This is a genomic window from Undibacterium sp. TJN19 (genome assembly GCF_049339485.1).
GTDB lineage: Bacteria > Pseudomonadota > Gammaproteobacteria > Burkholderiales > Burkholderiaceae_D > Undibacterium.
Genome location: NZ_JBMPPL010000010.1, coordinates 47,873 through 67,055 on the forward strand (window position 1 = coordinate 47,873; position 19,183 = coordinate 67,055).

Annotated in this window: 19 protein-coding genes; 8 read left to right on the plus strand and 11 right to left on the minus strand. The window is 48.5% G+C overall.

The features are described from left to right. Positions 1–68: 68 nt before the first annotated feature. The 8 genes from ACO0LH_RS22270 to mltG all read right to left on the minus strand — a co-directional run bounded on the left by ACO0LH_RS22270 (position 69) and on the right by mltG (position 7,909). A complete protein-coding gene (locus tag ACO0LH_RS22270) occupies positions 69–1,304 on the minus strand; it encodes a branched-chain amino acid ABC transporter substrate-binding protein (protein WP_422943332.1) in 1,236 nt (411 codons plus the stop codon). A gap of 106 nt (positions 1,305–1,410) precedes the next feature. Then, positions 1,411–3,063, minus strand: a complete 1,653-nt coding sequence (locus ACO0LH_RS22275; RefSeq protein WP_422943333.1) for a 3-(methylthio)propionyl-CoA ligase — start codon at positions 3,061–3,063, stop codon at positions 1,411–1,413. 254 nt (positions 3,064–3,317) lie between these two features. Then, complete coding sequence (locus tag ACO0LH_RS22280) at positions 3,318–4,223, minus strand: 23S rRNA (adenine(2030)-N(6))-methyltransferase RlmJ (protein ID WP_422943334.1); 906 nt, start codon at positions 4,221–4,223, stop codon at positions 3,318–3,320. Between the two features lie 90 nt (positions 4,224–4,313). Continuing rightward, complete coding sequence (locus ACO0LH_RS22285; protein WP_422943335.1) at positions 4,314–4,817, minus strand: GNAT family N-acetyltransferase; 504 nt, start codon at positions 4,815–4,817, stop codon at positions 4,314–4,316. Between the two features lie 10 nt (positions 4,818–4,827). Then, positions 4,828–5,217 carry a PilZ domain-containing protein gene (locus tag ACO0LH_RS22290; protein WP_422943336.1) on the minus strand — a complete coding sequence of 130 codons (390 nt, stop codon included), beginning with the start codon at positions 5,215–5,217 and terminating at the stop codon, positions 4,828–4,830. 20 nt (positions 5,218–5,237) lie between these two features. Further along, positions 5,238–6,272 (minus strand): DNA polymerase III subunit delta', encoded by a 1,035-nt coding sequence (holB, locus tag ACO0LH_RS22295; RefSeq protein ID WP_422943337.1) that lies wholly within the window; start codon positions 6,270–6,272, stop codon positions 5,238–5,240. Continuing rightward, positions 6,272–6,916 carry a dTMP kinase gene (gene tmk, locus ACO0LH_RS22300; protein WP_422943338.1) on the minus strand — a complete coding sequence of 215 codons (645 nt, stop codon included), beginning with the start codon at positions 6,914–6,916 and terminating at the stop codon, positions 6,272–6,274. The genes holB and tmk overlap by 1 nt, the downstream gene beginning before the upstream one ends. 6 nt (positions 6,917–6,922) lie before the next feature. Further along, positions 6,923–7,909, minus strand: a complete 987-nt coding sequence (gene mltG, locus ACO0LH_RS22305) for an endolytic transglycosylase MltG (RefSeq protein WP_422943339.1) — start codon at positions 7,907–7,909, stop codon at positions 6,923–6,925. A 135-nt stretch (positions 7,910–8,044) separates the two neighbouring features. On the opposite strand from mltG, the gene ACO0LH_RS22310 reads away from it, so the two are divergent. From ACO0LH_RS22310 to ACO0LH_RS22320, 3 genes are read left to right on the plus strand one after another with little or no spacing between them, the layout of a single operon-like run. Further along, positions 8,045–9,091 carry a YgfZ/GcvT domain-containing protein gene (locus ACO0LH_RS22310; RefSeq protein ID WP_422943340.1) on the plus strand — a complete coding sequence of 349 codons (1,047 nt, stop codon included), beginning with the start codon at positions 8,045–8,047 and terminating at the stop codon, positions 9,089–9,091. Positions 9,092–9,130: 39 nt separating this feature from the next. After that, a complete protein-coding gene (locus tag ACO0LH_RS22315; RefSeq protein WP_422943341.1) occupies positions 9,131–9,439 on the plus strand; it encodes a DUF4936 family protein in 309 nt (102 codons plus the stop codon). After that, the gene (locus ACO0LH_RS22320) at positions 9,430–10,176 is read left to right on the plus strand and encodes an NRDE family protein (protein WP_422943342.1); all 747 of its coding nucleotides are present in this window, start codon (positions 9,430–9,432) and stop codon (positions 10,174–10,176) included. Before ACO0LH_RS22315 ends, ACO0LH_RS22320 begins: the two co-directional genes overlap by 10 nt. Positions 10,177–10,189: 13 nt before the next feature. Here the strand turns inward: ACO0LH_RS22320 and ACO0LH_RS22325 are convergent, their stop codons facing one another. The 3 genes from ACO0LH_RS22325 to ACO0LH_RS22335 all read right to left on the minus strand — a co-directional run bounded on the left by ACO0LH_RS22325 (position 10,190) and on the right by ACO0LH_RS22335 (position 14,089). Continuing rightward, positions 10,190–11,431, minus strand: coding sequence for an MFS transporter (locus tag ACO0LH_RS22325; RefSeq protein ID WP_422943343.1), 1,242 nt, complete (start codon positions 11,429–11,431; stop codon positions 10,190–10,192). 92 nt (positions 11,432–11,523) lie between these two features. Then, positions 11,524–12,834 carry a homoserine dehydrogenase gene (locus tag ACO0LH_RS22330; protein ID WP_422943344.1) on the minus strand — a complete coding sequence of 437 codons (1,311 nt, stop codon included), beginning with the start codon at positions 12,832–12,834 and terminating at the stop codon, positions 11,524–11,526. Between the two features lie 25 nt (positions 12,835–12,859). Beyond that, complete coding sequence (locus ACO0LH_RS22335; protein ID WP_422943345.1) at positions 12,860–14,089, minus strand: pyridoxal phosphate-dependent aminotransferase; 1,230 nt, start codon at positions 14,087–14,089, stop codon at positions 12,860–12,862. Between the two features lie 420 nt (positions 14,090–14,509). On the opposite strand from ACO0LH_RS22335, the gene bla reads away from it, so the two are divergent. The 5 genes from bla to ACO0LH_RS22360 all read left to right on the plus strand — a co-directional run bounded on the left by bla (position 14,510) and on the right by ACO0LH_RS22360 (position 19,171). After that, on the plus strand, positions 14,510–15,394 hold the full coding sequence (gene bla, locus ACO0LH_RS22340) for a class A beta-lactamase (protein WP_422943346.1): 885 nt from the start codon (positions 14,510–14,512) through the stop codon (positions 15,392–15,394). A 115-nt stretch (positions 15,395–15,509) separates the two neighbouring features. Continuing rightward, positions 15,510–15,887: an Mth938-like domain-containing protein gene (locus ACO0LH_RS22345; protein ID WP_422943347.1), complete on the plus strand. Its 378-nt coding sequence runs from the start codon at positions 15,510–15,512 to the stop codon at positions 15,885–15,887. After that, positions 15,884–17,581, plus strand: coding sequence for a glycosyltransferase family 39 protein (locus ACO0LH_RS22350; RefSeq protein WP_422943348.1), 1,698 nt, complete (start codon positions 15,884–15,886; stop codon positions 17,579–17,581). Before ACO0LH_RS22345 ends, ACO0LH_RS22350 begins: the two co-directional genes overlap by 4 nt. A 6-nt stretch (positions 17,582–17,587) precedes the next feature. After that, a complete protein-coding gene (locus ACO0LH_RS22355) occupies positions 17,588–17,959 on the plus strand; it encodes a DMT family transporter (RefSeq protein ID WP_422943475.1) in 372 nt (123 codons plus the stop codon). 84 nt (positions 17,960–18,043) lie between these two features. Continuing rightward, on the plus strand, positions 18,044–19,171 hold the full coding sequence (locus tag ACO0LH_RS22360) for a DegT/DnrJ/EryC1/StrS family aminotransferase (protein ID WP_422943349.1): 1,128 nt from the start codon (positions 18,044–18,046) through the stop codon (positions 19,169–19,171). The last annotated feature ends 12 nt before the right edge of the window (positions 19,172–19,183 follow it).

Genomic DNA, 19,183 nt, shown 5'->3' on the forward strand with positions numbered 1-19,183 from the left:
AACGATCGTACTATTTATCGGCAAAAAAAGAGAGCACGCAAGCAGCGACTCTCTTTTTTCTTAAATGACTAGCCAGGTCGTTTCATTTGGCAGGACGAAGGCTGTGATGCGACAAAAGAATCAATTTTTTGATTGGTTTTCCAGCCGAGGCCTGTATTTTCCTGATCATATTTGACGTCTTTACCATTGGTCTTGACCCAGGTGGCAATATACAAAGGTTGTTGAATCTGATGATCTAGCTTGCGCATATTGTCATCACCATTCAGGCTCTTGAAATTGAGCCCTTCCATTGCAAAAGCTACCTTGACAGGATCAATCGATTTCGATTGTTTGACTGCCTGCGACATGGCCATGATGACAGAATAGGTCGCCATCGAATAATAATCGTCCTTGTATTTCGCTTTGAACCCTTCAACAATGTCTTTACCAGAATAGGTTTCGTTATTGGTATTCCAATAGCCTACGTATTTCACTCTGTCGACACCGGCAGTGCCCATCGCGGTTGGGACACCTGTCGTCGCGCCATAGTAGGTATAAAAATTGGCTTTCAAATCAGCGTCTTTTGCCGATTTAATCAATAGGGCCAGATCTGCGCCCCAGTTACCCGTGATGACAGTATCAGCTCCCGATGCCTTGATTTTTGCTACATATGGGGAAAAATCCTTGACCTGCCCGATAGGGTGCAAATCATCACCGACGATCTGCACATCAGGACGTTTGCGAGCCAGATATTCTTTTGCTGCGCGTGTCACCTGCTGGCCAAAGGAATAATTTTGGCCAATGATGTACACCTTTTTTATATTCTTGTCGGCAGCCATGAAGGTCGTCAGCGCTTCCATTTTCATATCCGAATTGGAATCGAAACGGAAATGCCAGAAGCTGCATTTACTGTTGGTCATGTCGGGGTCAACGGCGGCATGATTCAGATAGACGATTTCTTTGCCTGGATTACGTTCATTGTGTTTGTTGACAGCATCCAGCAAGGCCAGGCCTACCCCAGAACCATTGCCTTGCGTGATATAGCGAAAACCCTTATCAATGACCGTCTTGAGTATATTCAATGATTCTTGCGGACTGCCTTTATTGTCAAATCCAACCACCTCGAATTTGTTATCACCAGCCCATTTTTCAGCGTTCGCTTTATCAGCGATAAATTGGAAAGAATTTAAAATATTCTGGCCAACTGGCGCAAACGGCCCGGATAAAGGGTCGATATAGGCGATCTTGATAGTGTCGGCCATAACCGCTGGCGCGGCGATGGCAAAGGCGACTGCGACCAGACTTGCACGTAATGGGAATTTCATTGTCTCTCTCCGGTATTCTCGTAGTTTGGAATCTAGATTTTTTTGTTTTATCGCTACATCTTGGTCAAGTACAGACTTCTTTTGATTTGCACTTGTCCGTCACGCTTTAAGTGGTTGGCAGTTTATGTTCCTTGAATTGCTCCCTGAGTTTATTTTTCAAAATTTTGCCTGTCGCACCCAAAGGTAAGCTTTCTATGAACACAACGTCATCAGGCAACCACCATTTTGCAACCTTACCATCAAAAAATTGCAATAATTCTTCCTTGCTTACTTCGGCACCTGGTTTTTTGACCGCCAGCAGCAATGGCCGCTCATCCCATTTGGGATGAAACACGCCTATACAGGCCGCCTGTAAAATAGCAGGATGCGACACAGCGACATTTTCCAGATCGATCGTACCTATCCATTCACCACCAGACTTGATGACGTCTTTGCTTCTATCAGTGATTTGCATGTAGCCATCAGGGTCTATGGTCGCCACATCACCGGTCGGGAACCAGCCGTCTTCAAGCACATCCCCACCTTCATTCTTGAAGTAGCTGGCAATGATCCATGGGCCTTTGACCAATAAATTGCCGTAGGTTTTGCCATCCCATGCCAGCTCTTTACCGGCGTCATCGACTATCTTCATGTCAACGCCATACAGTACATGGCCCTGTTTTTCGAGAATGCCCTGTTTTGCGTCTTCGTCCAATTCGCTATGTTTTGCCATCAGGGTTCCGGCGGTGCCAAGCGGCGACATTTCTGTCATACCCCATGCATGAACCACCTCAACACCATAGGTATGACGCAAAGTCTTCATCATCGCTGGCGGACAAGCGGAACCACCGATGACCGTGCGTTTAAAGGTAGAGAATTTCAGATTATTTTGCGCGACATAGGTCAGCAAGCCTAGCCAAACGGTAGGTACACCAGCGGAGAACGTCACCTTTTCCTGCTCAAACAATTCATATAAGGACTTGCCATCCAGATGTGGCCCTGGGAACACCAGTTTCGCGCCATTCAGCGGCGCTGAGTAAGGCAGGCCCCAGGCATTGACGTGAAACATCGGCACCACTGGCAAGACAGAATCGCGGGCTGAAACGTTCAACCCATCCGGCAAGGATGAGCCATAAGAATGCAAGATGGTTGAACGGTGTGAATACAGCGCGCCTTTTGGGTTGCCGGTCGTACCAGAGGTATAACACAGGCTGGAGGCAGAATTCTCATCAAAAACTGGCCAGACAAAATCATCACTGTTTTCTGCAATCAGGTCTTCATAGCACAAGAGATTGGGAATCTTCCCATCAGTCGGCAAACGATCCCTGTCGCACATCATGATATAGCCCTTAATGCGGGGGCAATGGGCAACAATCGCCTGGACTATAGGCAGGAAGGTGATATCAAACAGCAGATACTGGTCGTCAGCATGATTGGCGATATAGGCAATTTGCTCAGGATGTAATCTGGGATTGATAGTATGCAGTACCGCCCCGGAACCTGAAACAGCATAGTAAGCTTCAAGATGGCGATAACCATTCCATGCCAGTGTAGCGATACGGTCACCCAGTTTCACACCCAGGGTAGCAAAAGCGTTGGCGAGTTTCTTTGCGCGCTTGTGGCATTCAGTATAGTTATAACGATGAATGTCACCTTCAACGCGGCGCGATACGATTTCGTTTTTCCCGAAATAACGATCGGCATGTTCAATCAGACTGGAGATAAGCATGGGCTTGCTCATCATTTGACCCATCAAAGGACTCATCGGGTAAGACGGCATTTGTTCTCCTGAAACGTGCAAGTTTATTAATTACTTTGGTAATTGCCTGATTTGCTGAATTTTATTCTTTAAGGATTTTTGTACGACCGTACTAATCCGTCAATCAGTATTTTTTTTGCAACGCACAAACAGGAGTGAAATGACTTTTGATGTTTTACTTTCTACACAAACAAAAATGCGGAAGAAAGCCTCTCCCGCATCGCAACAATCATGAAATTTTAACTGTCTCTAAAAACAGTGTTTTATTGTCGTATTTACCTTTTTCCAGTGACTGGGCCATCACCCGATTCAAGCACGAAGCCAGCCCCTTTGTCTTTGCCCAACACACTGACCAGGTAAGGCATGACTTCTTTCAAGGTTGCTGCCAGCGTCCACGGCGGGTTAAGAATAAACATGCCACTGCTATGTAAACCAAAACCATCAGGTGACGGGGTGCTGATCGATAGGCTGACATTAAGCCAGCTATTGGCTTGCAGTCGCTTGAGCTTTTCTGGAAACTGGCGTGACTCTTGCCTGTGCAATAAGGGATACCAGACGGCAAAGGTACCGGTTGGGAAACGTTTCAACGCATCTTCCAGGCAAACCTTGACACGACGGTAGTCATCTTTCACTTCATAGGGCGGATCAATCAACACCAGAGCGCGGCGCGATGGCGGTGGCAATAAAGCTTTCAGACTTTCAAAGCCATCACCGTCAGAAATAATGACGCGCTTGCCGCGCACTGTGGGGCGATGTCCCTGTTCAGACGCATGGGCGTCAAGCTTGCGGAAGTTTTCGCTAAGTATCTTGATTTCACTTGAATGCAGTTCAAACAGGCGCAACCGGTCTTGTTCACGCATGACAGCATTGGCGCAGTAGGGGGAGCCCGGGTAATAACGCATCTTCCCGCTAGGGTTCATCTTTTTAACCAGATCCAGATATTGAGCCAGTGCAGCAGGTACATCTTTTCGATCCCACAAAGGGGCGATACCTGTTTCAAATTCTGCATTTTTGCTGGCATAACCACTGTCCAGCGCGTATAAACCTGCCCCGGCATGGGTATCAACGTAAGTATAAGCCGTGTCTTTTTGGCCCATATATTCCAGCAACTGGATCAGGACAAAGTGTTTAAGAACATCGGCGTGATTGCCCGCATGAAAGCCATGACGATAGCTGAGCATAATGAAAACTTTCTAAAAATAGATAGGCAGCTTGTTAAACAAGCCGCCTGGAAAAGATAGCAAGCAATAACCTGGAACGCAAAAATTGCGTCAGGCTACACGTTTGCCAAGAATGATTAAATCGCGCTCAATACCATCAAGTGTTGCGACACGTGGCATATTTGCCCAGGTTTCAAAATCAAAAGCAGAGAACAATTTCAAACTAGGTATATTGTGGCCAAAAATAAAACCAAGCAAAGTATGTACTTTGATTTCTGGTGCAAATGCAATGGCTTGCGATAAAAAATAACGCCCTAGACCTTTACCTCGCGCATCTTCGTGCAGGTAAATAGAGAGTTCGGCAGTTCCTGAATAAGCAGGCCTGCCGTAAAAATTGGAAAATGATAACCAGCCCAGTATCTGACCGTCTTGCTCACAGACCCACATGGGTCGGCGGTCAGGTTGATGTTCATTAAACCAGGCGTGGCGTGATTCTACAGAAACTGGCTCAGTATCTGCTGTAACTTCACGTGACGCAATTGTCGAATTATAAATAGCGACGATTTGCGGCAAATCGTCAAAGTGAGCCAGCCTGTGCGTAAATTGTTGCGCCATCTTATGTTACTCAAATAGTATGGGTCGCTCTGGAAGAACGCACTGCTGCACCCAGCAATTCCTCTACCCGCAAACGTATGCGTGTACCGCTTTCATCTTCAGGGAAATGCACACCTATGCCCTGTGATTTATTATTTCCGGCGCCGGCTGGCGTAATCCACGCGACCTTGCCAGCGATAGGATATTTATTCGGGTCATCCAGCAAGGTCAGGATCAGGTAAATTTCTTCACCCAGGCGATAAGCCTTATTGGTGGGTACGAAAATTCCGCCATTTTTCAGAAATGGCATGTAGGCAGCAAATAAAGCGGCTTTTTCCTTGATCGCCAGCGACAACACGGAAGGGCGATTTGGCGACGGCATATTGAGCGGAACACTAGGATCTGCTGGTAAATCTGACATTTTCTGGCTTTCGCAAAGCTTTAATCAAACAGTGCCGAATACTCAAGCAACATATCTTCTAAAAATAATTTGGCGGACAAAGGATGACTGGCAATCGCCTGTCTTTCATTGCAATTTGTGATCATCTGCTGTAACGCAGGCTCATCTATCTGCATGGACAAGGACTTCAACTCCTTTTCATAGCGAGGATGATACCGGATTCTGCCACTTTGTTTATAGGAAAATATATCGTAAAGCCAGCGCTGTAGCCAGCCGACGACGACAGGCATCTCCATTTTTTGCATCTTTTCGGCAGTTTTCAGGCTTGATTCTGTACCTGGCTTTGACAAATAGCGAACAAAATCATCAAGATCAGCACGCAATTCCGATTGCGCCATTTCCATTGCTGCAAGTGGTGCCCCGCCCTGTTGCACCAGCCAGATATCTGCATCCCGAAGGCCATGCTTTTCAAGCCAGGCAAGAGAAATAGCCGCATCAGGCAAACCTAATGGGAACTTGTGGCAACGCGACAGAATCGTTGGCAATAACCTATCCAAACTGTTGGAAACCAAAATAAAAATAGTGTTGGCGTTTGGCTCTTCCAGTGATTTCAACAAGGCATTTGCTGCGGGAATATTCAGCGCTTCAGCCGGATACAGCACGATCACCCGACGGCCATTGCGGTGGGTGGAAATATTCATGAAATCAGACAAGGCCCGAATCTGATTGATGACAATCTCTTTCGATGGTGCCTTGCTGGCTTTTGCAGGCTTACTGCCAGCTTCAGCCTCAGCGTCACCTGCTGGCACATCTTCTTCATCGAGCAACTCAGGCCTGACACGGCGATAATCAGGATGGCTGTATTGCGAAAACCAGCCGCATGAACCGCATTGCTGGCAGGCATGCCCATCGGGTCCCGGCTTTTCGCATAACAGCGATTGCGCCAGATGTTCGGCAAAAACCGTTTTGCCTATGCCTTGCGGACCATGCAACAAAAAAGCATGCGGCAAACGCTGTCCCAATGCCTGCAGTTGCAGCCATGCCTCTTCCTGCCAGGTAAACAAAGGGTGTGTCATTATGCAAGCTGAGTGCTATCAAGCAACTCATCTACCAGTTGATCAAGTTGCAGGCGTATCGCTGCAATGGTCTGGGTGGAATCAATAATTCTGAAGCGTTGCGGAAATTCGGCAGCCCTGCGTAAATACTCCTGTCGGGTAGCGGCAAAAAAATCTGCTTTTTCCTGCTCAAACTTGTCCAGCTCGCGTGTCGCATCCAGGCGCGCACGGGCAACTTCCAGCGGCACATCAAACAACAGGGTCAAATCGGGTTGCAAATGGGGGTGAACCCATTTTTCAAGCGTATTCAATTTGTCCAGTGACAAATTGCGCCCTCCTCCCTGATACGCAAAGCTGGCATCGGTAAAACGGTCTGAGATCACCCAGTCGCCACGTACCAGTGCCGGTTCTATCAATTGCGCAATATGTTCACGTCTGACGGCGAACATCAGCAAGGCTTCGGTTTCCAGATGCATTTTCTGTTGCAGCAATAACTCACGCAAAATTTCACCCAGCGGTGTGCCACCTGGTTCACGGCTGCAAATTACATTAATGCCCTGTTTTTGCAAATGCGTTTGCAAACGCTCAGCAACATAGGCGATGTGAGTAGACTTACCGGCACCGTCTATACCTTCGAAGGTGATGAATTTTCCTGTTGATTTCATTGTTTTTTAGCGTTGATACTTGTTTACTGCCCGGTTATGGTCATTTAAATTGTCGGAAAACTGGCTGGTTCCATTACCGCGCGCTACAAAGTATAAGGCATCGCTCTTTGCAGGGCTCAAGGCAGCGGATAAAGACTCAAGTCCTGGCAGGGCAATTGGCGTGGGCGGCAGACCAACCCTTGTGTAGGTGTTATACGGCGTATCAGTGAGCAAATCACGCTTGTAAATTTTGCCCTGATACCTTTCCCCCATGCCATAAATGACGGTAGGGTCTGTTTGTAACAGCATGCCTTGGCGTAGCCGATTAACAAAAACCGAAGCAATCATCGCACGTTCTGATTTTTGGCCGGTCTCTTTTTCTATGATGGAAGCCATGATCAAGGCTTCATACCGGTTTTTATAAGGTAAATCAGCCGCACGTTTTTTCCAGGCTTCATCCAGTTTCTTTAATAGCAAGCCATGCGCCTGTTGATACAACTGTAAGTCGGTACTGCCCTTGGCAAATAGATAGGTATCCGGGAAGAACAAACCTTCGGCCTGGGCGAAGTCAGGGCTGATTTTATGCATCAGTTCGTTTTCACTCATCCCTTGTGTCTCATGCTTGAGAGAAGGATGTGCATCTACCAGCTTACGCATTTGCTGAAAACTCCAGCCTTCAATCACGGCCAGGCTGGCCATGGAAAATTCACCATTGACGATCTTGTTCAACAGTTCCAGTGGCGTTTTGCCAGCCTCGATTTCATAAGAGCCGGCCTTGAGCTTGTTGGCTTTGCCTATGGCACGGGCCAGCGCTTCAAGCATCAAAGGGTTCACGGGAACGCCCGCCTGCTGTATCTGGCGCGCAGCAACACGCACGCTGCTGCCAGGCTTGATCGTGAACTCTATCGCCTTGCCATCGCTAAAGATGGCTTCCTGCATCCAGTAATAGAAGCCGCCGCCAGCAGCGATTGCCAGCAAAACCAATAGTACAAAAAGCTTTTTGATAAATCCCATGTCGCCCGCTTTTTCAAAAAAATGAGGTGTTCTGACGAGATTTCGCGGACGCTACTATAATTCGCCTGAACGGGTGCAGGCAGTATTGTAAAGCCAGCGCCAACATTAAGCGAATAAGTGAAAATAAATGGGTATATGAATATGGCATGGGAAGAATTTTTGGCGACACAAGGCTATGCCTTGCAAGACCTGCGCGCAACCGGGCTGGCACCGCACTGGCAATCTGACGCCTTGCAAACAGGATTTGTTGCCCCCTTGACCGATCTGGGGCTGATACAGCTCACTGGAGAAGATGCTGCGAGTTTTTTGCACAATCAGCTCAGCAATGACGTTGAACACCTGAGCGCCGCAGAAGTACGCCGTGCCGCCTACTGCACAGCCAAGGGACGTATGCTGGCCAGCCTGCTGTATTGGAAAAATGAACAGGGCATTGTGCTTCAACTATCAAAAACCATACAGGCCAGTGTACAAAAACGTTTGCAGATGTATGTATTGCGCGCAAAAGCGAAGCTGCTGGACATCAACGCTGAAAATGTCATCCTGGGTCTGGGTGGTGCTGCAACAGAAAATGGTTTGCAAACATGGTTCCCGCAATTGCCGACAGAGCCCAATACCCAGGTCAACAACCAGTTCGGTCACCTGCTACGTTTACCAGACGCCAACCATAGCCCACGCTTTCAATGGATTTGCAACATTGAAACGGCGCAACAGGCATGGCCTGTGCTGAACAAGAAATTACAGGCATTGAACACCAGTGCCTGGCGCGTTACAGAAATCCAGGCTGGAATACCGCAAATCCTGCTTGGCACGCAAGAGCAGTTTGTACCGCAAATGGTCAATTTTGAATTGATAGGCGGTGTCAATTTTAAAAAAGGCTGCTATCCAGGCCAGGAAATTGTTGCGCGCAGCCAGTATCTGGGCAAACTTAAACGCCGCATGACACTGGCGTTGATAGATAGCAGCGAAGTGATGGCAGGCAATGAGATATTTAACAGCAATGACCCAGATCAACCTTGTGGCATGGTCGTCAATGCAGAGGCAGACCAGATTGATCGCAGTCTGGCACTGATAGAAATGAAATTAAGTGATCAGGAAACTGGCGAACTCAGGTTAGGCTCTGCAACTGGTCACAAAATACAACTTTTACCCCTGCCCTATGCCATTACCGATATCACGCAATAATACAGGTGTCAGCTTGATGATTTTCCTTGCGCTGAATTGATGAAGAGTGAAGATATGGATTGCTATATTTACTTTAAAGCCAGCGCTGAGCAGGAAGCAGAAATCATCCGGCAAGAGCAAATATTGCAGACTATTTTGAAAGCTGGAGGCGGCAACATGCATCAAATACAACGACGCCCACAGGCACAAGATGGCCTGCACACCTGGATGGAAATTCATCGGGATATAATCAACGTAAATGATTTTGAGCAGCATATGGCGCATGGCATTACTCAAACCGGCTTGCAAAATTTATTGCATGGTGAGCGACATACTGAATATTTTATGGATGTAAGCCTATGTGCCTGATCGTTTTTGCCTGGAAACTGATTCCTTGTACACCTTTGGTTTTTGCGGGAAATCGCGATGAATTTTATGCGCGGCCAGCCGCTGCGGCTGACTGGTGGAAAGATAATCCGCATATTTTTGGCGGGCGCGATCTGCAATCCGGCGGTACCTGGCTGGGGATCACCAGTATCTCAGGGGCAGAAAGCCTGACGACAAAATTCGCTACCATTACCAATATTCGCGCCCCTTCTGAGAAGCGTATCGATGCGCCATCGCGCGGCGAACTGGTTGCCGATTATCTGAATGGTAGTTTAAGTGCGCAAGAATACATTGCCAGCATCCGCGATAAGGCGGCGCTGTACAACGGCTTCAATTTGCTGGTCGGCGATGAAAATGACTTGATCTGGTTTTCAAATCGCCAGCAAGATGATGCGCGCAACGGGCAACCGCTGCCCCCAGGTATCTATGGTATTTCGAATGCATCGCTGGATACACCGTGGCCAAAGGTTGTCAGAACCAAGGCAGAATTCGCCAGCATGATTTGTCAGCGTGCACCGGTAGACGCCTATTTTGAAGTGCTTGCCAACACCACCCCTGCACCAGATTGCCGCTTGCCAGATACCGGAGTTCCCTTTGAACTGGAGCGTTTGCTATCGGCCCCATGCATTGTTTCTCCCGACTATGGCACAAGAGTATCCACCGTGGTTAAAGTGCATAAAGACTACCCGGCGGAATTTCATGAAAAATTGCTGCGTTAGATTCAGCTTTTCGCTATATCGTTTTTAGCGGCGCGCGCCACAACAAATAGGCAGCAATCAGCTTTAGCAGGCAGGGCAAGGCTGCGTATGCCAGGCTTAACGCCAGCAGGCCAGATGAAGAAGTGACACCAGGTGCATAGCCCAGATATTCCAGCAACGGCAAGGATAATCCTGCTGCCAGTGCCAGGTTCATTTTACTGGCCCAGTTCCAGACACCAAAATAACTGGCTTCATTTTTTCCACTGTGGCCTGCAGCGTGAATCACGCCGGCAAGTATCGCCGGCGGTAACGCCAGATCCGCCCCGAGGCTGACGCCTGACAGTATGCAGATTGCCGAAAATGCGATGGCATCCCCCGGCCCCAGGGCTACCACACCAACAAAACTCAGCACTGAAAGCAATATACCAAAGAGCCAGGCCCGCACTTCACCCAGGCTTTGAGAAAGCCGGTTCCAGAATGGCATGGAGATGGCCGCTGCCAGAAAATAAAGCAACAACAAAACACCAGACAGGTGTGCCAGTTGCAAGCGGTCTTTGGTAAAAAACAGGAATAAAGTTGCCGGTATTGCTGCAGCGATGCCGTTGACGACAAATACAATAAACAAGGCACGAAAGCACGAATTGCCAAATAATTCACGCAAGGCCAGGGAGGCATGCATTACATCTGCGGCACGGGCAATCACCTGCGTGTTGCGTATTAATAGCCAAGTGGTGGCAAGCAAAAATAGTGTCAGTACCGCTGAGAGCGTCGTTACGCTGGCAAATTGCGTGATCATGGCAGCGGACATCACACCGAACAAGCCAAAAGCTTCACGAAATGCGGTAAGCCGCACTCTTTGCCCTGGCTCTTGCGTCAACGCTGCGCCCCAGCTTTGATAGGCAATGCTGGCCAGGCTGAACCCGGAATACACAATCAGCAAACTGAAGAAGAACCAGGCAAATGCGAGCTTGCTGAGCATTTTTGGTGGGTGAAACAAACCAAAGAAACCAAGAATCAACAAAGGTAAAGCCAGTAAGATATACAGCGCATAGCTGCGCCCTGCCGGTCGCCGGTCGATCAAGCCACCGACATAGGGGTCGATAAAAGCATCGAATACCCGGGTCAACAACAGGACAGTCCCTATCATGCTCAGCGACATGCCAAAACGGTCAGCATAAAATTGCGGCACGTAAACGTAAATAGGTAAGGCCACCATGGTCAATGGAAACGCGAACCAGGCATAAGACATTAACTGGAATAATGAAAAACTGCGCATGCAAGCTTATTTGAATAACGATAAAAAAACGGCGCGCCCATTATTTCACAGACGCGCCGTTTTGGCAGATTACCTGGATCTGATCAATTCGATCAGCTCAATTCTTCGAGACGTAACTTGGTGACAGCACCAAAGACGCTATCAAGCTCTTCTATTTTTTCAATGGCTGCAACAATATTTTTCTCTTTGGTTTGATGCGTCAAAATAATGATGTCCGTTTGTGTTTCGCCTTCCGCCGGTTCTTTTTGCAGCATCGCATCAATGGAAATCGATGAATCAGCCAGAATGCGGGTGACGTCTGCCAATACGCCAGGTTTATCGGCGACATGCATGCGCAGATAGTAACTGGTGACAATCTCAGACATGGGCAGAACTGGCAAATCGCTCATCGCATCTGGCTGAAAAGCGAGGTAAGGCACGCGATGTTCAGGATCAGCCGTTGCCAGGCGCGTGATATCAACCAAGTCAGCAATAACGGCAGAGGCTGTCGGTTCAGAACCGGCACCTTTGCCATAATACAGGGTGGCACCGACTGCATCGCCATGTACCAGCACGGCATTCATTGCACCCTCTACATTGGCGATCAGACGTTTTTCCGGGATCAGGGTAGGATGAACGCGCAGTTCTATACCTGCCTCTGTACGTTTGCTGATGCCCAGCAATTTGATGCGATAACCCAACTCTTCAGCATAACGGATATCACTGGCCTGTAATTTGGTGATGCCCTCTACGTGAGCCTTATCGAACTGCATGGGAATACCATAGGCAATCGAGGCCATGATGGTGGCCTTGTGCGCAGCATCAACACCTTCAATATCAAAGGTAGGGTCTGCTTCAGCATAACCCAGTTCTTGCGCCTGCTTGAGCACCGTGGCAAAGTCCAGACCCTTGTCACGCATTTCCGACAAAATGAAATTGGTGGTGCCATTAATGATACCGGCTATCCACTGTATGCGATTGGCCGTCAGGCCTTCGCGCAATGCCTTGATGATGGGGATACCACCAGCCACCGCTGCCTCAAATGCCACCATCACACCTTTGTCTTGTGCCGCCTTGAAGATTTCATTGCCGTGCGTTGCCAGCAGTGCCTTGTTGGCAGTCACCACATGCTTGCCATTGGCGATGGCCTTTAAGACGAGATCTTTGGCGATGCCATAACCGCCTATCAGTTCAATAACGATATCGATATCAGGATTGGTGACGACCAGATTGCCATCACTGACGACTTCGCACTCGCCATTGGTCAGTTCACGCGCCCGCTCAACGTTCAGGTCTGCCACCATGGCAATCTCAATCGAGCGGCCTGCGCGACGCGTAATCTCTAACTGATTGCGCTTCAAAACGTTGAAAGTGCCGGAGCCGACGGTGCCTATGCCTAACAGGCCTACTTTGATGGGTTTCATATGATATTTGAACAGTAAATTTAAATTAGTTGGTGCCGTGACGCTTTCGATATCCTTCGAGGAAATTCGCAATACGTCCGAATGCTTCAGTCAGATCATCCGTGTTGGGCAAGAACACCACACGGAAATGGTCGGGATTGATCCAGTTAAATCCCGTTCCCTGTACCAATAACACGCGTTGCTCGGTCAGCAATTCGTGAATAAATTCCTGGTCATCCTTGATCGGGTACATCAGGGGATCCAGTTTAGGAAACATATACAGTGCAGCTTTTGGCTTGACGCAGCTTACGCCAGGTATCTCGGTCAGCAGTTTATGCGCCAGATCACGTTGCTTGAGCAAGCGGCCGCCTGGCCCGACCAGATCATTGATACTCTGGTAGCCGCCCAACGCCGTCTGAATGGCAAATTGCCCTGGCGCATTCGCGCACAGACGCATGGAGGCCAGCATGTTCAGGCCTTCGATATAATCTTTTGCGTGACGCTTTTCGCCGGACACGACCATCCAGCCAGCGCGATAGCCGCAAGAGCGATAGTTTTTTGACAAACCATTCAAAGTCAAAAACAAGACATCATCTGCCAGCGAGGCAATCGATGTATGCACTTCGCCGTCATACAGGGTTTTGTCATAGATTTCATCTGCAAAGACGATCAACTGATGCTGACGAGCAACATCAACGATCTGCTGCAAGATTTCAACCGGATACAGCGCACCAGTCGGGTTGTTTGGATTAATGACGACAATGGCTTTGGTGTTTGGCGTGATCTTGCTCTTGATATCATCGATATCCGGCATCCAGTCTGCGCTTTCGTCACAGACATAATGAATGGGTTTGCCGCCAGACAAGCTGACCGCGGCAGTCCACAAGGGATAATCCGGCGCTGGCACCAGCACCTCATCGCCACTGTTAAGCAAGGCATTCATGCCCATGACGATCAACTCGGATGCGCCATTGCCGATATAAATATCTTCTATAGTGACACCGTGGATACGCTTTTCCTGGGTGTAATGCATGATGGCCTTACGCGGCGCAAACATGCCTTTGGAGTCGGTATAACCGGCTGCATTTTGCATATTGCGTATCATATCCTGCACGATTTCATCAGGCGGGTCGAAGTTGAATACCGCCAGATTACCAATATTAAGCTTGATAATCTTGTGACCTTCGTCTTCCATCTGCTTGGCTTTTTCCATGACCGGGCCACGGATGTCATAGCAGACGTCAGCTAATTTTAATGATTTTTGTATAGGGCGCACTACTGCAATCCTTGATAATATTCATAAAACTTTGGCAAAGTTGCCCTGGCCTGGCAAAACGGTGCCAAGTCTGCGTGCAAGCAAAGACTTATTTAATTGCCATACATAAAATGCTGCACTGCCGAACGTTCCATTCTGCACAAAGAGAGCATTTTTATCAATGAGAACTTCTAAAAAGCCCTATTTAGGCCCTCGATACGCCCTATAGTGGGGCACTGACACATCATTCAGGAATGAAAAACCATCATGGTCCTGACAGTATTTTTACCAAGCATTAACTTATCACTCGCCTATTATTGTCTAAACTGATGTAATCGACAGCCGGGTTTCAGGCCGCATCTTCTGCAAATAACGATTCGGAAGTTGCAGGTGCGCGATTAACATTCGATAACAGGACTAACGATTTATACATAAAAATACATGAAAAAACTTTATCCCTTCTTTATTACCTTGATGCTGTACCTGCTTGGTCCTGGCAGTTCAAACGCGCAAACAGTACTCGATGCCATCGCACAAGATAGTGGCGGCAAACTGGGCGCAAGCCTGCTGGTCATTGAAACAGGGCAAAGCCTGTGGGTGAATCCGGATGCGGCGTTTCCCATGCAGAGCGTCTATAAACTGCCTATCGTCATGGCAGCACTGGCTGCGGTGGATCACAATAAATTCAAGCTCGAACAAAAGATATTGGTAAAACATGAGGAGTTATTAACGGGCGAACAGCATAGTCCTCTCCGTGATGCGCATCCTGAAGGCAATTTTAAAATCACGGTAGAAGACCTGATGCGTTACGCAATAACTGAAAGTGACAGCAGCGCCAGCGATGTATTGCTGCGCCTGCTTGGCGGCCCTGCCAGTGTCATGCATTATCTTGATCAGTTGGGTATACATGGCATGCAAGTGCTTGATACTGAAAAAGAAATCGATAAATCCTGGAATGTGCAATATCGCAATACAAGCACGCCCAAGGCGATGATCAACCTGCTGCAGGCGCTACATCAGGGAAAAGCACTCAAACCTGCCAGCCAGGCCTTATTGATTAAATGGATGTCTGAAACAAAAACTGGCCAGTCACGTATCAAGGGCATGCTCCCTGCGGGGACGCCAGTCGCACACAAAACCGGCACATCGAGCAGTTTGAACGGCTTGACGGCCGCCCACAATGATGTAGGTATTGTCACTTTACCCAATGGCCACCATATGGCCGTGGCAATTTTTTTGTATGAAAGCACAGCGCCAGAGGTATCCAGGGATTTAAGCATTGCCAAAATCACGCGCGTGGGATGGGATGCCTGGTCGGGCAAATAGAGTCTGAGAAATAAAATCTTGACTGCATCGGTTTAAAAACCGGACTGTATATGAAGTCGAATAAAAAACGTTACAATGCGCCACTCATCCAAGTCCCAACCAAACGAGCCCATAGATGAAGTTGCACTCTACCGCTACCCAGCAATATCAGACCATCACTGCTTATGAGAAAGACAGTGTAGAAATTAATGCCATCATGTACAGGCATAGCCTGATCGTACTTCCAGAAAGCAAGCCGGTTACCTGGACAGCCACCAGCTTTGACATGCTTGGCAGTGCTGACTTTGAACAAATCGAAGCAACTGTGCCAGACGTGGTGATACTCGGTACCGGCAACAAGCAGCGCTTCGTCCATCCCAGGCTGACAGCCAGCCTGGCAGCCAAAAGGATAGGCGTTGAATGCATGGACAACAAGGCTGCCTGCCGCACCTACAATATCCTGATGGCCGAAGGCCGCAAAGTCGCCCTCGCCTTGATTATGGAATCTGAATGAAAAGTAATTCCCCCTACGATTCGCCACGTACCTTGTGGATAATCGCGCTTGCCTTCCTCGCTGTCTGGTTTTATATGCTGGGTGCACGCACTCTGGTGCCGACCGACGAAGGCCGCTATGCCGAAATGGCGCGCGAAATGCTCGCCACAGGTGACTGGATTACCTTGCGCCTGAATGGCATCAAGTATTTTGAAAAGCCGCCCCTGCAAAACTGGATGAATGCATTGACCTTTGCCGTGTTTGGTCTGGGTGACTGGCAAGCACGTTTATGGACAGGCCTGAACGGCTTGCTGGGTGTTGCTGCTGTCGCCTACACCGGCAGCAAAGTATTCAGCGGCCGTGTTGGCATTACAGCAGCGCTGGTGCTGGGCTCAAGTTTTTACTGGGCAGGCATGGGGCATGTCAATTCGCTGGATATGGGTCTGTCAGGCATGATGACCTTGAGCCTGTGCGGCCTGCTGGTTGCGCAAAGCGCTGACAAAGACAGCAAGACCGAACGCAATGCCATGCTGGTTTGCTGGCTGGGCATGGCGCTGGCAACCATGTCCAAGGGCTTGATCGGCTTCGTGCTGCCTGGTGCCGTACTGGTGATTTATACTGTGGTCACCCGTGACCTGCGCTTATGGACGCGCCTGCACATGGGCAAAGGTCTGGTGCTGTTTTTTGCAGTGACTGCACCATGGTTCATATTGATCGCGCTGAAAAACCCTGAACATCCAAAATTCTTTTTCATCCACGAACATTTTGATCGTTTTACCAGTAATGTACATAAACGTGGTGGTGCGTGGTATTACTTTTTCCCCATACTAATCCTGGGTGCAATTCCATGGATTGGTATCCTATTGCAAGGTTTAGTCGCTGGCTTGCGTGATAACGGTCCCGGTTTCCAGCCGCGTAAGGTACTGTTCATTTGGGTCGTTTTCCTGTTTTTCTTTTTCAGTGTTTCCGGCTCCAAATTACCTGGATACATTTTGCCGATATTTCCGGCGCTGGCCCTGTTAATTGCATGGCGTGTTGAGCAGGCCGGCAACCAGCCACTGAAATCTGCGGGAATATTGCTGTCACTAGCAGGTATTACAGGCCTGCTCATACTGACAATTTACTTAAAAAAAATGGATGACAACACGGATCCAATTGATATCGCTCTGGCCTTGAACTATGCACCATGGCTGGTAGGTACATGCACGATATCCATCGTGGGTGGCCTATTCGCATGGTTTTTATCACATAAAGAGAAGGCTGGCAAAGACTGGGCTGTAATCACCCTCGCAGTTGCTGGTTTTCTCGCGGGCCAAATTGCCTTCCTTGGGCATGACCCATGGGGTAAATATATTGCAGGCAGCAATTACATTCCAGCCATTGAGGCTGAACTGACGCAGCCCAATACCCCCATCTATGCTGTCGGGCGCTATGAGCAGGCATTGCCATTTTATCTGCAAAGAACCACGATACTGGTCGAGTTTCCTGATGAAATGCAGTTCGGTCTTGAGCACGAACCACAACTATGGATACCAAAAAGAGAAGATTTCATCGTAAAGTGGCAGGCACACCAAGACAAAGGAGAGCCAGCAATCGCCATCTTACGTAATGATATCTATGAAATTCTGAAGAAGAGCAATTTCCCCATGCGGATAATCGCCAAGGACCCGCGACGTGTCATCGTTGCCAACTTGGTCAAGAAAGAAAGCAAGTAAATAATGATGAATATCAATGCATTTGGCTATCTGATTACCGGCATACTGCTCAACGCTACCGCCCAGTTTTTGCTTAAAAAGGGAACGATGGCGATTGGTGAAATCCACCTGAATGCAGACAACTGGTTTTCGACAGGCATGCAGTTGGCACTGCAATGGCCTATCATCGCCGGCATAGCCTGCTACGGCATTTCGCTCATCGTCTGGATTATCGGTCTGTCACGCGTTGATGTGACAATTGCCTACCCCATGCTGTCACTGGGTTATGTCGTGACGGCGATTGCGGCCTGGTATTTTCTTGGCGAAGTGATGTCCATGCAAAGGATATTGGCAATTGGCGTGATCATTGGCGGCGTGGCCCTGCTGGTGAAAAGCTGATCGGTTTGAAAAGTCAGTTGAGCATTTAATTTATGTAAATTCATATTCCAAAAGAATAGTTTTCGCTTTATAGAAAGGTTCACCATGAGTGACGCATCCCATTTTTTGCCTTTTACCAAGCCTACTGTCGATGAAGAAACCATTGTTTCTGTCGTTGAAGTATTGCGTTCGGGCTGGCTGGCAAGTGGCCCCAAAGTGCAGGCACTGGAAGCGCAATTATCAGAATATTTTGGTGGCCGCCCGGTACGTACTTTCAATTCCGGCACCTGCACCATGGAAATTGCCTTGCGCGTTGCCGGCATAGGTGCAGGTGATGAAGTGATTACCACACCTAATTCCTGGGTAGCGACCGCCAATGTGATTATCGAGACAGGGGCAACACCAGTCTTTGTCGATATTGATGCAAAAACTCATAACATCGACCTCGATAAAGTGGAAGCTGCGATTACACCTCGCACCAAAGCCATCATCCCTGTGCATATGTGTGGCCTGCCCTGCGATATGGATAAACTGTATGCGATTGCAGACAAGCATAACTTGCGCGTCGTTGAAGATGCTGCCCAGGCGATAGGTTCAACCTGGAAAGGCAAACGCATTGGTGCCTTTGGTGATTTCGTCTCTTTCAGCTTTCAGGTCAATAAAAACATCATGACGGGTGAAGGCGGTTGCCTGGTCCTGAATAATCCAGAAGAAGCCAGACTGGCAGAAAAATACCGTCTGCAAGGCGTCACACGCAGCGGTCTTGATGGTATCGATGTTGATGTATTGGGTGGCAAATACAATATGACCGATATCGCTGCAGCAATCGGCCTGGGTCAAATGAAACATCTGGCAGAATTCAATACCAAACGCGCTGAACTGGCTCGGCATTACTTCAGCAGTTTTGGCACTGACTTTGAACAAAAAACTGGTGCTGAATTACCAGTCGCAGATTTTGAAAACAGCAACTGGCATATGTTCCACCTGGTGTTACCAGAAAGCGTCAACCGCGCCACCTTCATGCAACAAATGCTGGATCAACAAATTGGGTTGGGCTATCACTACCGCGCCATTCATTTGTTCAGCATGTACCGCGCACGCGGCTTTACTGATGGCATGTTCCCGATTGCAGAACGGGTGGGCAAACAGATTGTTACTTTGCCATTATTCCCCGCAATGAGTATAGAAGATGTCGAAAGAGTCGTGTCTGCGGTAAAATCCTGCCTTCTCTGAAATCGGCAGAAC